General features: G+C 40.4%; 14 protein-coding genes, 3 tRNA genes and 1 pseudogene. 4 read left to right on the top strand and 14 right to left on the bottom strand.

The window, feature by feature from the left end; genetic code table 11:
- The 7 genes from J7R10_RS05150 to J7R10_RS05120 form a co-directional block, all read right to left on the bottom strand.
- The coding region (locus J7R10_RS05150) for a TniB family NTP-binding protein (RefSeq protein WP_484792987.1) at nt 1-616 on the bottom strand (616 nt) is incomplete at its 3' end.
- Nucleotides 617-939: 323 nt separating this feature from the next.
- A complete protein-coding gene (locus tag J7R10_RS05145; protein ID WP_010704488.1) occupies nt 940-2,919 on the bottom strand; it encodes a transposase domain-containing protein in 1,980 nt (659 codons plus the stop codon).
- Nucleotides 2,916-3,374, bottom strand: a complete 459-nt coding sequence (locus J7R10_RS05140; RefSeq protein WP_010704487.1) for a hypothetical protein — start codon at nt 3,372-3,374, stop codon at nt 2,916-2,918. Before J7R10_RS05140 ends, J7R10_RS05145 begins: the two co-directional genes overlap by 4 nt.
- Nucleotides 3,371-4,345 (bottom strand): ParB/RepB/Spo0J family partition protein, encoded by a 975-nt coding sequence (locus J7R10_RS05135; RefSeq protein WP_010704486.1) that lies wholly within the window; start codon nt 4,343-4,345, stop codon nt 3,371-3,373. Before J7R10_RS05135 ends, J7R10_RS05140 begins: the two co-directional genes overlap by 4 nt.
- Nucleotides 4,345-4,743, bottom strand: coding sequence for a hypothetical protein (locus J7R10_RS05130; RefSeq protein WP_010704485.1), 399 nt, complete (start codon nt 4,741-4,743; stop codon nt 4,345-4,347). Before J7R10_RS05130 ends, J7R10_RS05135 begins: the two co-directional genes overlap by 1 nt.
- The gene (locus J7R10_RS05125) at nt 4,727-4,867 is read right to left on the bottom strand and encodes a hypothetical protein (RefSeq protein WP_192813159.1); all 141 of its coding nucleotides are present in this window, start codon (nt 4,865-4,867) and stop codon (nt 4,727-4,729) included. Before J7R10_RS05125 ends, J7R10_RS05130 begins: the two co-directional genes overlap by 17 nt.
- Before the next feature lie 73 nt (nt 4,868-4,940).
- Nucleotides 4,941-5,234 (bottom strand): helix-turn-helix domain-containing protein, encoded by a 294-nt coding sequence (locus J7R10_RS05120; protein WP_010704484.1) that lies wholly within the window; start codon nt 5,232-5,234, stop codon nt 4,941-4,943.
- Nucleotides 5,235-5,381: 147 nt separating this feature from the next.
- On the opposite strand from J7R10_RS05120, the gene J7R10_RS05115 reads away from it, so the two are divergent.
- Nucleotides 5,382-5,909: a helix-turn-helix domain-containing protein gene (locus tag J7R10_RS05115; protein WP_010704483.1), complete on the top strand. Its 528-nt coding sequence runs from the start codon at nt 5,382-5,384 to the stop codon at nt 5,907-5,909.
- A gap of 413 nt (nt 5,910-6,322) precedes the next feature.
- On the opposite strand, the pseudogene J7R10_RS05110 reads toward J7R10_RS05115, so the two are convergent.
- Together J7R10_RS05110 and J7R10_RS05105 are read right to left on the bottom strand one after the other, a co-directional pair.
- Nucleotides 6,323-6,880: pseudogene (locus J7R10_RS05110) on the bottom strand (phage tail tape measure protein); the annotation flags it as partial.
- Nucleotides 6,881-7,025: 145 nt separating this feature from the next.
- A complete protein-coding gene (locus tag J7R10_RS05105; RefSeq protein WP_010705188.1) occupies nt 7,026-7,514 on the bottom strand; it encodes an Hsp20 family protein in 489 nt (162 codons plus the stop codon).
- Nucleotides 7,515-7,788: 274 nt separating this feature from the next.
- On the opposite strand from J7R10_RS05105, the gene J7R10_RS05100 reads away from it, so the two are divergent.
- The 3 genes from J7R10_RS05100 to J7R10_RS05090 all read left to right on the top strand — a co-directional run bounded on the left by J7R10_RS05100 (nt 7,789) and on the right by J7R10_RS05090 (nt 9,911).
- Complete coding sequence (locus tag J7R10_RS05100) at nt 7,789-8,706, top strand: serine aminopeptidase domain-containing protein (protein ID WP_010705187.1); 918 nt, start codon at nt 7,789-7,791, stop codon at nt 8,704-8,706.
- Nucleotides 8,707-9,375: 669 nt separating this feature from the next.
- Nucleotides 9,376-9,738: a cell cycle two-component system response regulator CpdR gene (cpdR, locus tag J7R10_RS05095; protein WP_004858948.1), complete on the top strand. Its 363-nt coding sequence runs from the start codon at nt 9,376-9,378 to the stop codon at nt 9,736-9,738.
- A gap of 98 nt (nt 9,739-9,836) precedes the next feature.
- Nucleotides 9,837-9,911 (top strand) — tRNA-Val (locus J7R10_RS05090).
- A 658-nt stretch (nt 9,912-10,569) separates the two neighbouring features.
- Here the strand turns inward: J7R10_RS05090 and J7R10_RS05085 are convergent.
- From J7R10_RS05085 to J7R10_RS05065, 5 genes are all read right to left on the bottom strand, one after another.
- Nucleotides 10,570-10,646 (bottom strand) — tRNA-Arg (locus J7R10_RS05085).
- Nucleotides 10,647-10,684: 38 nt separating this feature from the next.
- Nucleotides 10,685-10,990 carry an ETC complex I subunit gene (locus tag J7R10_RS05080; protein WP_010705186.1) on the bottom strand — a complete coding sequence of 102 codons (306 nt, stop codon included), beginning with the start codon at nt 10,988-10,990 and terminating at the stop codon, nt 10,685-10,687.
- A gap of 87 nt (nt 10,991-11,077) precedes the next feature.
- Nucleotides 11,078-11,154 (bottom strand) — tRNA-Pro (locus J7R10_RS05075).
- A 399-nt stretch (nt 11,155-11,553) separates the two neighbouring features.
- The gene (gene hdaA, locus J7R10_RS05070; protein WP_010705185.1) at nt 11,554-12,243 is read right to left on the bottom strand and encodes a DnaA regulatory inactivator HdaA; all 690 of its coding nucleotides are present in this window, start codon (nt 12,241-12,243) and stop codon (nt 11,554-11,556) included.
- Entirely contained in the window at nt 12,240-13,451 is a 1,212-nt protein-coding gene (locus tag J7R10_RS05065; protein WP_010705184.1) for an AI-2E family transporter, read from the bottom strand. The genes hdaA and J7R10_RS05065 overlap by 4 nt, the downstream gene beginning before the upstream one ends.
- Between the last annotated feature and the right edge of the window lie 70 nt (nt 13,452-13,521).

Genomic DNA, 13,521 nt, shown 5'->3' with positions numbered 1-13,521 from the left:
ACGTCCCACCACCTACCCGCTCTAACCTCTTGCCAATCGCACGGGTTAAACGGGTGGGATTATATTCCACCACTTCCAATTCTGCTGCCATATCATTCAAAATACCATGAACACTGCGCGTATGCGGGCTTGCTGTCACCAGATAAACATGCGGACGGGTCGCACGGTAATGGCGGCAGGTTTCCGTCTTGCCACTGCCCGCATCAAGCGTAATCATCACCATATCACCCGTGCTTTGTGCCAGCGTTAAAGTATCAATGATCTCACTGGCAATGCGATTCCTCTGAAAGGCCGGCTTTTCAGGGATCTTCTCCAAAAACCCCGCCGTTTCCTTTAAAGCCTCTACCCACTGTTGAACTTTTGCATTCTGCTTGCCCAATTGCCCCGCATAACTGCCCGCATACCATTGCGAAAATGTTCCATCCGGCATGCCTATGCGTCGCGCCACTTCCGCCTTCGTCCAATCATGCATTTTTGCGATAGCTCTCACCGAATCCACAAGTGCATTCCATAAGGCAATATCATCACTGCTGCGGTTTTGTGCTGTTCCATTAGGCTGGATTTTAGGTCGCGCCCAAGGATTTTTATCGACCGTTGCATTTATCGCGTGTTTCATCTATAATCTCCCTCTCGTATTGATTTTAGACTCTTGAATGGGTAGGCTCCCACCTACCCATTCCTGTTATTTTTCAAGCCGTACGCGATACTCAACCGGCTCCCGACAATCTCCCCCCTGCTCCTTCTTCACTCAAAGGGGAAACTTAAATCACTTGATACTCCTCACCCGATCAGCAAAGGCACCTGAAAATTTAATTGTATTGATTTGAAAATTGAAATGGATAAGACTTCTCCCCCCTTTCTTTGTTCATTCTTCAACCCCGCACATGGACCTCAACCAGTCCCCTTAAATCCCCCCTCTCCTTTTCCTAGTTCCTTATTCTATTGCTTGGGAAACTTTATCACTTCACGCCCCTCATCAGACGCTGAAAGTTTTCTCAAAGCTTTATGCAAATGATGGCTAAATTCTTCTTCCCCCAAAGCCTCGTCCTCCTTTGCTTGCAAAGCTAAATTGCCCACATTGTTTGGAACCAATCTCGTAACCTTTGGCTTTATCGAAAGCTTAGATTTGAACGCTTCATCCTTTTTCTCAAGGCGCCCATAAACATCTGCCAAGTGATCAGGCGCAAGCTTTGCCGCTAACTGCTTTTCTGCTTTAACAGCCTTCACATACTCTTTACGCAAACGCCCATTGAGACGTGCCGCCCGCTGGTCGTAAAAACCAACATCGCAAAGGCATGGTGCTAGACAAATCAACCGATTATGCAAATCATAAACCCGCAAATCCTGATGCAAATGATCCGGATCAAAGCGTACAATCACCTTCTGCCCCGCATGCTCATTCAATGCCCGCGCCCAATAACGATTGCCATAAAAATGGATCTCTCCCGTCCCCTTTTGCGCACGCAATCCTTCAGATGTTAAAAGCCATAAAGCCCGTTGTGCCGCCGTTGCTTGCCGAACAATCGTCCCATCGGCTTTTAAACTCTCAGTAAAGGTCTCATCAAAACTACGCCCCGCACAGTTAAGTGCCTTGCGCCCCGCTTGCCCATTATGCGCTATAATCTGCGCGCCAACATGGGCTTTAAACGCTTCAAATTCTATCGCGCGCTTACCATAATCTTCAGGCTTGGCATCTGGTTTATTGCCCGTATATGCCCCCGCACAAAAAGGATGCTTCGAAATCGCTTCTGCTAAATCACGCCATGCTCTCTCAATCGGTTTAGACTGCCCGCTATAAGGGGTCGTCCATTGCAATTGCACACCCAAACTCGTCAAAAGCCCTTGCGGATCATCCGGCTTAATCTTAAAACGAAAGCGGTTTTGCACACCCCCAGAAATCCATTTGCTGGTAAAAGCGCGCCCATTATCCAAAGTCATTCGCTCCGGTATTCCATAAGCCTCCACCATATCCCCAATCACCAAACGCACGATTTCCCAAGTCTCGGCATCAGACAAGCGCCACGATAAAATCTTGCCCGAATAAAGATCTTGAATGGCAATCAAATAAAGCCGCACAGGCTTCTCTGCCCAAGGCACACGCACAAAAACATCTAGCTTATGTCCATCCATATTCACCGCTTGCAAAGCATGCAGACATGAGCGATCACGCCGTTGTGCCGGATAAAGCTTTTTTGCCTTTTCTTCTCCCTCACGCGCCAAAACCACAACCGCTTTGGAAATCTCCTTATTAAAACGACGCCGCAAAGCCCGCTCTGAGGGTATTGGCGCCCAACCCCGCTCCTGCGCAACCGAAACCATCCGCCGATAACACGCCGAAAATGCTGGTTTAGAGGGACGTAAATAATCCGAACAGAGAACCTCCCAAGCTTCCTCATGACAAAGCGCAAATTGCGAAACATTCTCCTCACCATAACAAGGCGCTAGCGCTGCCAACCAATCAGGGCGCGCATATCCCTCCACCATCTGCCGCCAATTAAACAGCGACATCCGGCTCACACCAAAGTGCACCGCAGTGCTTGTTGCCGCATCATGCACGCCAAGACCGCCATGGAGCAAATCATCCATAAAACAAAGCGCCTTTAAACGCTCTTCACAGCGCCTTTTATGCGCCTTTGAAAGCCCCTCATAACGCACCCAAATGCTTGTCTTTTGCTCCCCTTGCATCTGTTTCGCATCAACACCCACTCCAAATCGCACCAACAATGCCGCCCGTGCCCCCTCCGGCAATAAAGAAATGTGATACTCCCAAACCGGCTTAGTTTTGCCTAATGTTTGGCGAAACAATTGTGTATTCAAACGCCATTTCTTAAGCGCAAGATTGTTGAGACCAATTTTTGTTTTCGGCAACCCTGGCAAATGAGCCTCAGCCAATTCGGCGATACTAAACCATTCTTTCATGGCTGCCCCCGTCTAATTCTCACAGGTGTCGCACGCATAACCTTTAACCGTGCCGCAATCTCCCGCTGTTCCTGTTGAAGCCTAGCAATCTCTGCCAAGCGCGCTTCATCCCCTTGCAACAACAACAAACCATCTTCACGCACCACCTCATCCCAAAGCCAAAAGGCTTCCGTCGCCCGCACAAAGGCTTTAAAACGCGGCAGAGAAATATCCACCTGCTTACTCTCCGCAACATAAGCATCCAAACTCGCCTTACTCAAACAACCAATGCCCAAATAATGCGCCATACGTTCAGCAATCACACTGCGTTCAACCCGGCATTCGCGTAAAGCCCGCGCCATAGCACGCTTCATGTGTGAGCGAAACCGCCCTAAATCAATCTGCGCAACCGGTTCGCGGCAGGGAAAAACCGACTGTTGAAAAAAATCAAGCTGCCCGCAACCATGCATCTTCATGACACCACCTCCCCCCGTTCTCTTGCAAGATAATCACAAAACCGCGCCTTTGTCTGCGCATCTGCTCTCTGCCACACCCCTAATAACTGAGCAAAAATCCGTTCCTGTTCATTGATTTGTGGGCTTATATTAATGCCATTGACCAAATCAACAGCCCGCCGTAAATCCCCCTCATTCTGTTGCAAAGCAACCGCAACCCGCCGTTGCGCAACCGGCTCCATCTTCGCCAACTTTAACAATTGCGCTTGATTATCTGCCAAGGCGGTCCCTCGCAAAACCGCCCGCAACTCCGGCTGTAAATGCTGGGCAATGCTGTTAAGACGTTTTACTGAAACTTGAGACAAACCAATACGGTCCGCTACATGTTTAGAAAAGCACAAAGTTATCCCTTTGGCGCCACTTTCTTCACTCGTATAAAAAATAGGATCAACTTGATCCAATTTCTCTAAATGTCCATCACCGCCGATCAAACGGTCAACTTGACCGTTTGATTTTCCATCCCCTTCACACGCGATTTCATTGTGATCTGAAGATGTATTGCTGTCCTTTAGAGCAATTGGCGCAACTTGCACCTTTGATTTTTTATTCCGACCAATCTTAATCTCCCCATACTTCTTTTCCCACAATTCGCGGTAAGTCTGGACAAACAAGGCACGGTCAATAACAGACAATTCATTGCGAAACAGGTTTTCTGCAACTTCTAAAAGCGCGGCATTGTCCTTATCAGCCTGCACCACAACCGCATCAATGTCACTATAGCCCAAAAGCTCAGCAGCACGAAGCCGATGCGCACCAGCAATAAGCGTATAATTACCCTCTTTAGCATTGGGGGTATGGCGCACCGTAATCGGATTCATCAATCCCTCCCGCGCCATCGATTGCGCAAGTGCCTTGGCATGCTCATCATCCACAGGGCGAATGCGCTCCGGCACAACAATCATAGCAAGAGAAAGCTTTTGAAACTGTGCCATCACGCCGCCGCCTTTCTGATCTCTTTTAAAAACAAATCCATCGCACGCCCTGCCCATTTTTGGTAAGCTTTGGCAAAAACAGGTTCCATTAACCGCCGGTTAATCACCTGCAGAGACAGAGAAATAGAAGTCCGCTGCCGTGCCTGTATGGCAACAATACGCCGCCGTGGCACCTCAAACTGATAATGCAAGATATGAATAACAATCTGCCGTGCTAATGCTGCATCAAATAAGCCATGCGGAGGGTCAATAATATACCGGATCGGCAGATGCTTAAATCCACTACTCACGGCCTTAAAAGAACAGGAAAGCATCACCTGTAAACGTTCAACTTCTGAATAAGGATTAACGATATCGCTTCTGACATCTGGGGTCCATAAATTACAAGCAGCAACCATAACCACCCCCTATAAAAACAATATGCTCACCACCTAATCGCCAAAACCAACCCTTCCAAACGGCTGCCTGACGACGCAACTCTCTGCAATTTATCTTGCCCATTTCGTATTGATCTTTAGACATTGATAAACCTTATTATCTTATGGTATTTAAATTCATGGCAAATGCGCAAAAACGCAAAGCCGTGTAACGAAGTTTAAGCAGCGTTACCACGCAAAGCGGAATGCTTTATCGAAACCGTATTGGCATGTTTTGCTGCTTTGAAAATACGACGGCGACTTTTGGGGTAGCGGTCGCTAAAAACCTGCTCGACGGGCAAACCGATAAAATCGGCTATGGCACGTTCGGCTTTCTCATTAGGCCGTGTCCAAATGTTTTTGACACTGGATGACGGTATTTGATAAGCTTTCGCGAGCTCCGCCAAGGTCATATTACGGCGGCGTAGCTCGGCTAAAATACTATGGCGATCCCATGTTTGTGTGAGAGTCATAACTTTCGCTCCTGCTTCAAACGGATGCTGCAACCATCCGTCTTTTGTGGGGTTCTTTGTGTAATAACTGTCTTTTTTAACAGACGGTAATATGAGGTATATCTACAAATGGGATATTAGTCAACCCCATTTGTAAACATTTGTAATATGAAACGACAAAAAAATGAGCCCAAAACCGCATTAGCAAAACGACTCACAGAAGTTAGAAAGCTTGTGGGCTTATCTCGTGATATATTTTCTCTTAAAATTGGTATCAGTATTCAGGGACTCGGAAATTACGAACGCGGTGACAGAACTCCAGACGCAACAGTTTTATCAGCATATAAGGAAAAATTTGGAGTGAACCTGAATTGGCTTTTAACTGGTGAAGATGCGATGTTTATAGACATGATGATGGCTCGGGCTTTCAATATCTCTCCACCTACCATTCCTGCTGGGCTCATGAAAAAGCTCGGCCGCGTGGCTTATACAACCTATCGCGATGCAAAAATAAAACTCCCCCCTGAAGAGATAGCGGAATTAGCGGCAGAGCTTTATAAAAAGTTGCAAGAGCTTGTTCAAAACATAAACGACAGTGAAGAAGTGGAACTTACTTTGCCTCTTCTAAAATTGCATTTAAAGCGTCAAATAGAGGCTGAAAGAGTACATCTAGAAACTACACAAGATACGGCTTAATGCCCCTTTAATATGAAAAATCAATATGAAAATCTTTTTACATTAAAAAAATAATATAACCATTTGATTAATAAGTATATATTACCTCTAAAAATAGATAATCATCAATAGATGAAAATCTTTTTTGCTTTTTTGGTCATTTTTGGCTGATTTTTGAGCTGGTTTCACTTTTTGTTTCATTTTTTTCAAAAGGGCTTAAAAGGCGGTTTTCTGGGCTTTCACAGACTTTTTAAAATTTTTCAAAGCATTTTCAAAGACCTTTCAAAGCTTTCTCTCATTTTTACTTTTGAAACGCACTTTTTTCTGATTTTCGCTCTTTTTTGCAATTCTAGGTGTCAAAATAGATTTTGATAAAACGCGCATTTAATGGTAAAAAATATCCATAAAAACAATAAATTACCACGTATTCCTACCTAATCCCACCTCTTCCCACTTAGTATAAAACCTAGTGTCAAACTACATTTGTCCGCCTCTTGCTCTACAGAGCCTTTAAAGACTTGCGGATCTTTCACATATTCTAAAGCTTGCCCTAACAATTCTGGATTACCAACCAATTTGGCAAAATCACCTGTAAAATCGCGCCCAGCAATGGCAATCAGAGAACGCATGCCCTGTTCTGATTTGGCTAAAACATCAAAAAAGCGCACCAAAGTACCGGTAGCATCTTTATCCAAATCTTCCATGAATTTTTGGCGTGAAAGACCGATATTGGCAAAAGCATCTTCAATATGTTTGCCCCCTGCCTGAATGCGGGCACTCATAGCATTAAAACCACGTGCTGCACTTTCAGGGACAATCCCCGCAGAAATCATTGCCGTGCCAAAAGCCGCTGTTTCCCGTGCGGTGAGTTTAAACATGGTTGCCGCACCGGTGGCACGATTGGTAAAATCAGACACTTCACTGGCTTTTGCCGCCATATGGTTGGAGAGATGATTGATAGCATCGCCTAGATCTTCAATGCCCGCTTGATTCTGATCCAATAGAGTATTATCATAAATTGGGAAGAAAGAGTTTTTATCTACATAGTTTTTCTTTTAATAGAAAGGATAAGAAAACGCGAGACAAAAGCCTCGCGTTAGCCTGCTATATTAAAAGAATTGATTATTATTCTGTTTTTTAAGCTTCTAAACTCGCTTTACGCATATTATGGTTATTATTATCATTTTTCATAGCAGATGATAATGTCTGTACAGCTATCTTTTTTGGCTTTAGCTCAGCCGGCATTTCTCTTTTAAGCTGAATATGAAGAAGTCCATCACAAAGCTCTGCTCCAATAACCTTAACATGATCAGCCAAATGAAAACGCCGTTCAAAAGCACGCGAAGCAATCCCTCGATAAAGGAATTCTCGCTCTTCGTCATCGTTATCAGGTTTTCTCTCACCCTTAATGATTAGCTGATTACAATGCGTTTCTATATCAATTTCATCTTGAGAAAAACCAGCAACAGCCATAGAAACTCTATAAGAATCTTCAGTTAAACGCTCAATATTATATGGTGGATATGAAGAAATATCGTCTGGTTTTGTTCTAGAATCAAACCAGTTAAAAAGATGGTCAAAACCTACCGTTGAACGATAAAATGGTGAAAAATCTACTTGACGCATAACATTGCCCTCCTTTAGAGCGACTATAATGAAATTGGCTCACAAAGTTCCAAAGAGCAAACTTGCTCGTGAACCAGCGGCCCCAGAGTGGCGACCACATTAATTATCTGGTAATTGCTCTGCTCTATGTCAACTCTTTTGTGCTTGAATTCGTAAAAAATACAAAAAAAGCAACATAACTGTTTCTTAACCCTTCTTTATCATGATATAAAGAGCGATCCTTTCATTATTTCACTTTGCACTAAGTCGCAAAATACACTATAAAAGTTGTCAATTGGAAACACCTATTTATTGCACAAACTGGAATTCCATTCCTCCTCATATCTGGAATAACTCCCTTAAAACCGCTATTGATCGCGAAATTCGTTTTGCGATAACGCATCCTGAAATAAGAAAATCCAAAGGAACAGTCGTTATTCTCGAAAGGTATGCGGATTCTTTAGAAGAATATTTTTTACCAATGAATGAAATTTCTAAACGCTGCTTTCATACAGCAATATTTGACTGGTTTGGTGGAAAAAAATCACCTTCTAATACAAAAAAACAAAGCAGATATCATTATTTTGATATTAATAATAATATTAATGACTTAGATGAATTTCTTAAAAATGTTGTTTATCCTAATTGTCCATCACCTTACTACATGTTAACCTATGGTATAGGTGGATTGATTGCCCTTAGCGGGCTGGATCTCATTAATCATCAGTTTAAGAGAATGCTCTGTGTTTCTCCCCTTTTTGCTCCATTTGGCAATAAAACGAATGGTTTTCAACATAAATTAACACAGCTTCTTACTGATATAGGTCTTGGATTCTTACCGGCTAAAGGTGGGAAAAAACTCAAACAAACACAACAAAAAAATAGACAATTGGAGCGCACTTACAACACTCCTTTTCCCTTTATCAAGAATCCAACATCCCAATGGATGACATCAGTACTTAATGCCATTGATTCTATGAAAAAAAATATATTTCTTGGGCATTTACAAATCCCAACACTGTTTATTCTCGCCAATCAAAACAATATTGCGAACAACATTGAAGTGCAACAATTATGTCAACAGATACGTTTGACAGAGTGTATTACCATCACAGGTGCTAACCTTGATACAATCATGCATGAAGAAGACTACAAAAAACAATTTTGGGCTGCATTTGATGCATTTATTCCCAATGAAAGTCATCTTTTTTAATAAAACCATAATTTAATGGATAAAGAGAAATTGCTTTTTATATAAAAAATCTTTTCGCAAAACTTCATGAATGCTATAAAAAAACTCAAAGTGAGATCTTTACTTATAATATTGTCAAATTTAAGAGTTTTATGTTAAGATAATATCATGTAGCTCTTAAAACATATTAAGATTTTATTTCTAGTATGTTATTAAAAATTTTATTCTTATGTTATAGTATAGAGAGATGATGATTTTTATCCATTTAAAGCTAATACTCTAGAAACAAACTCTGTACATTTACAATGTACATCCGTAAAAATACAGAAAACAAATAGCCATAAACTCTACCTTCCCGTATATATTCAAAAAGAGTGAATGAATATAATATCCCTCTGATTTCCTAAGATAGTCTCTCAAGTGAATACTCTTATAGGAGCTCTAACCAAAATGAAAAAAAGAAATACAAATTACGATTAATCGCACTTAACTTCTTTCTTTCAATGTCACATACATTTCGAATTTAACGAACTCACAACTAATATGCTGTATTCTTGACAAAATGTAAGAATTAACCATTTTGCTATTCATTTCAATTATGAGGATTTTATCATCTTTTTTATAAATACTCTCTATTGTATAATTGATGTGGCAAAAAACTCTGATGAATGGAGCTATTGGAACATAATCATGAAACGAATCCTGCTCGCAGAAGATGATAACGATATGCGTCGCTTTCTAGCAAAAGCCTTAGAACGTGCAGGCTACGAAGTTGCCGATTTCGATAATGGTGCTAGCGCATATGAACGTTTACAAGAAGAACCCTTTTCCCTTCTCCTGACTGATATTGTGATGCCAGAAATGGATGGAATTGAACTGGCACGACGCGCGACTGAAATTGATCCTGATTTACGAGTAATGTTCATTACAGGCTTTGCAGCAGTTGCACTCAATTCAAATAGTGATGCTCCCCCTGACGCAAAAGTACTTTCTAAACCATTTCACTTGCGTGAGCTCGTTAATGAGGTTGAAAAAATACTTATAGCTGCTTAAGAGAACATTTTTCTAAGATATTCACGCCTAATTAAAGAGAAAACTAAATTAGGCATTGACGTTTGTAATTCTATGTGGTGTATGCAACGTCATTGAATGGGCGTGTAGCTCAGCGGGAGAGCACTACGTTGACATCGTAGGGGTCACAGGTTCAATCCCTGTCACGCCCACCATGCGCTTTTAAACTTCACGTAATTTACTGATTCTAAATGTATTTTTTAAAGTGAGGGATGCGTGAATAAAAGTGTGGGAATAGGATTTCGAATTATGCCTCTACAGCGGGGTATTTTTTTGCTTTCCCTTTCTCTAATCACTTTTAAAAAATTTTTGAATACTTCTAAATCCTATTATGAAGAACTATTCAATAATCTTACAAACATGTCTATGATTCCACAGCCTAACGAATCAAAAGATTTAGTTGTAATGATTTTACGACAAACATCTGCTTCTTTTCTCAAGAGTACTGTTATCTCTTAAGATAAGAGATTTTTCTTGATAATTTTTTCATTCCTACTGGATTTTTTGCCAAAACTGTCTGATATAAAACTGCAATGCAGCAGAGATTAAAAACAGTACATAAAAATTAAAAAAAGAAACAGTAAGTATAAAGATAATGCTGGCGCTACAGCTTCAAAAATGAAAGCGAGTTCTTAATTAAACTGAAGATAGCGCAATATCTTTCTCTACAAAAAGAAACATAGAGAAAACAACCAGAAATAGAAACAATGAAAAAGCTTCAAAAAGGTTCGGGATAGACTGAAAATAAGTTAAAAGAATCAATGTAATCAAAATTCCCGAACTTTTGAATAATCTATTAATTTTACTTAAAAATGGTGATCCCGACAGGATTCGAACCTGTGACCCACGGCTTAGAAGGCCGTTGCTCTATCCAGCTGAGCTACGGGACCAACTGATCATTTCCTCAATTCAAAAGAGCATTCTTAACTCAATGTGTCCAAGATAGCTGTCTATCACTGCGAAAATTATCAGAATAAGAAACAGCACGTCGAATCGATCTATGTCTCTTTTCTATACGATAAGGAATAGCATTCTTATGCGCAAAAGCAATTGCCTCTTCCTTCTTATTAAAATGAATTCTCACCTGATTATTCATGTCAGATGTCGCCGTATATCCCATAAAAGGTTCAAGCATTTTTGCCTGCAACGGCTCATATTGTAAAATCCAAAAACCAGTATTTCTCTTACCTGACTGCATCGCCGTCTTCGCAGGACTATAAATACGTGCGATCATGGTTATCTTCCTTCAGAATATCCAACGCTTGAATAATAATCCCTCATCACACATTCAATTGGACTATTCTCCTATATAAAAAAAACATGGTCGGAGCGATAGGATTCGAACCTACGACCCCCTGATCCCAAATCAGGTGCGCTACCAGGCTGCGCTACGCTCCGCCATTTTACATTTATGATGCATATTCCCTAAAATTTTCACAACAGAAGTGCAAGAGAAAAACACATTTTTTTTTAAATTTTGTTGTTTTTCTTTACAAGAAAAATTTTTTTAAAGCTTTTTCTGCTAAATGACGCATTCAATAAGCAAAAATAAGGAAATAGTAGCCCCCCAAAAAACGAAGCTACAACTTCTCCATAAACCATTTGAATAATGTATAAAGTGCATTATAAAAGAAATGCATCATGCGAAAAAGAAATCCATAAAAATTACTGTTTCTTCACCTCCAGGAAGTCCTCAAAAACTGAAAACGGAAATAACAGCATTCCTCTCTCGTACTATAATAACAACAGAACACAAGCATTTTTTATTCGATAATTTGAACTGTGCTAAAAAAGCATTTATTGTATTTGCCTATTAAGAACTTCACCAATAACAGCACGCGTTATTTTTCTTTTCCTTTGTAATGCTAATTGATCAACAGAATCGATAACACGCTTCAATGAAAATAAAGAACGCTCACAACGGCTTACAAGATAGTAAACAGTGTCTGGATGGACAATGATCTGTCTATCAGAAAAAAGTTTAAAAGCGACAGTTGTTAACAATGCATCATCAGGTTGATTAATTTCAACCAACATCACCGAATTAAGACGGCTCTTTAAATCATTTAATTTTAAATTCCACACGGAAGGTACTGTACGTGCAGTTATCAACAAAGTAGCTTGACATGCATCAAGATTTGCTTGCTTAACGCTATTAATTAAGTGGAAAAGCCCTGTCTCATTGATTTCACCCGTATCAATATCCTCAATTAAAAAAGATCTTCCTGAAGAAGCCATAGCAATAGCTTGATCAATTTCATTGCGAGGAAGAACTAAAGCTTTAGCTTTTTGCGCCCATAAGCTAGAAAAATGGGTTTTTCCAGATCCCTCTTCTCCAACCAAAATTGCGATAGGTAAAACCCAGTTTGGCCAATGATCAATAAGCTGAAAAGCCATACGATTGCTTTCCGTTACGACCAAATCATCAAATTGGAAAGTTGAATTATAAGAAAAATTTAAGGGTAATTGTATTTCATACCTCTTCATTCTAGCGTCTCCGAATTTCCACTTCGCGAATACATCTGAGAATTAAGGTAAGTATGAAGAGCAAAACGAACTAAAACACCAACAGCTGCTGCTGCAGGAACAGCAACAAGCATGCCAGTAAAACCAAAGAGTGAAGAAAATGCAAAAAGTGCAAACATTAACCAGACTGGATGGAGCCCCACTGATGAACCCACAAGTTTTGGCTGCAGAATAGAACCTTCAATAAATTGACCAATTAAGAAAAGAACTATGATAACGACGATCCATCCCCAATTGTTTGGATAAAACTGGACCCATGCAACACCAACAGAGAGCACAAAACCACTCATTGTACCAATGTAAGGAATAAAGCTGATAAGACCAATAAACATACCAATCAAAAGACCAAAATTGAGTCCCGTAATCGTCAGAGCAATAGCATAATATCCTCCCAATATTAAACAAACTGTCCCTTGTCCACGAACAAAGCCAGCAATAGCTCGATCTATTTCATGAAAAATACTGCGAACGGTTTCAAGATGATCGCGCGGTATCAACGAATCAACTGCTGCAACCATACGCGGCCAATCTAATAACATGTAAAATGCCACAACGGGTGCCACAATAAAAAGGCTAACGAGATTAACGATCGATTTTCCTGACTTCAAAAGTGAATTCAAAAGAGATGTAATAAAATCAGAACTTTTTCCCAAAAGCCCTTTAATGTTACTTTGTAATTCATTTGGATCACTCCCAAAATAGTGCCTGACCCAATCAAAATCATGCTCAACAAAAAAAGTTTGAATACGATTAATATAAATGGGTAAACCATCACTCATAAATTGTTGTATTTGCCAACTGATAATAGGAATTAAAATGATTAAAGAAGCAACAAAAACAACAACAATAAATAAGGTAATGAGAATAGTGCCAAAAACACGACGAATCCCACATTTTTCAAGTAATTGCACAATAGGATTAAGAAAGTAAGCCAATACAATCCCAGCGACAAAAGGAAGCAAAATAGATCCAAAAACAAACATAAAAAGAATGAAAAAAACCAGCGTACCAAGCCAGAAAAAAATTTGTTTTTTCATATTATTCGGTAACGGAACTTGAGTATAAGCTGGTACATAAGTTTTATAATGGTCACGGGATTGATTTTCATTCACTTTCTTCTTCATAAGCTTCCAAGAAGACTGTCCGTGCTTATCTGATATCTTGCTCATAAAATATCCTAAAAAAACGCTTCACAAAGATTATAAACTTCCTCAACATGGGTCTCAAGCAGGGTTGCAT

The sequence above is a fragment of the Bartonella vinsonii subsp. berkhoffii ATCC 51672 genome, assembly GCF_902825225.1.
Lineage (GTDB): Bacteria > Pseudomonadota > Alphaproteobacteria > Rhizobiales > Rhizobiaceae > Bartonella > Bartonella berkhoffii.
Note: the sequence above shows the minus strand (reverse complement) of the source record. Positions and strands in the feature narration are given on the sequence as shown.

Coding starts and splice junctions, on each gene's coding strand:
- J7R10_RS05140 (WP_010704487.1), bottom strand. CDS start 3,374: ATGAAGATGCATGGTTGCGGGCAGCTTGATTTTTTTCAACAGTCGGTT.
- cpdR (WP_004858948.1), top strand. CDS start 9,376: ATGAAACGAATCCTGCTCGCAGAAGATGATAACGATATGCGTCGCTTT.
- J7R10_RS05115 (WP_010704483.1), top strand. CDS start 5,382: ATGAAACGACAAAAAAATGAGCCCAAAACCGCATTAGCAAAACGACTC.
- J7R10_RS05125 (WP_192813159.1), bottom strand. CDS start 4,867: ATGTCTAAAGATCAATACGAAATGGGCAAGATAAATTGCAGAGAGTTG.
- hdaA (WP_010705185.1), bottom strand. CDS start 12,243: ATGAAGAGGTATGAAATACAATTACCCTTAAATTTTTCTTATAATTCA.
- J7R10_RS05105 (WP_010705188.1), bottom strand. CDS start 7,514: ATGCGTCAAGTAGATTTTTCACCATTTTATCGTTCAACGGTAGGTTTT.
- J7R10_RS05065 (WP_010705184.1), bottom strand. CDS start 13,451: ATGAGCAAGATATCAGATAAGCACGGACAGTCTTCTTGGAAGCTTATG.
- J7R10_RS05120 (WP_010704484.1), bottom strand. CDS start 5,234: ATGACTCTCACACAAACATGGGATCGCCATAGTATTTTAGCCGAGCTA.
- J7R10_RS05130 (WP_010704485.1), bottom strand. CDS start 4,743: ATGGTTGCTGCTTGTAATTTATGGACCCCAGATGTCAGAAGCGATATC.
- J7R10_RS05080 (WP_010705186.1), bottom strand. CDS start 10,990: ATGATCGCACGTATTTATAGTCCTGCGAAGACGGCGATGCAGTCAGGT.
- J7R10_RS05135 (WP_010704486.1), bottom strand. CDS start 4,345: ATGGCACAGTTTCAAAAGCTTTCTCTTGCTATGATTGTTGTGCCGGAG.
- J7R10_RS05145 (WP_010704488.1), bottom strand. CDS start 2,919: ATGAAAGAATGGTTTAGTATCGCCGAATTGGCTGAGGCTCATTTGCCA.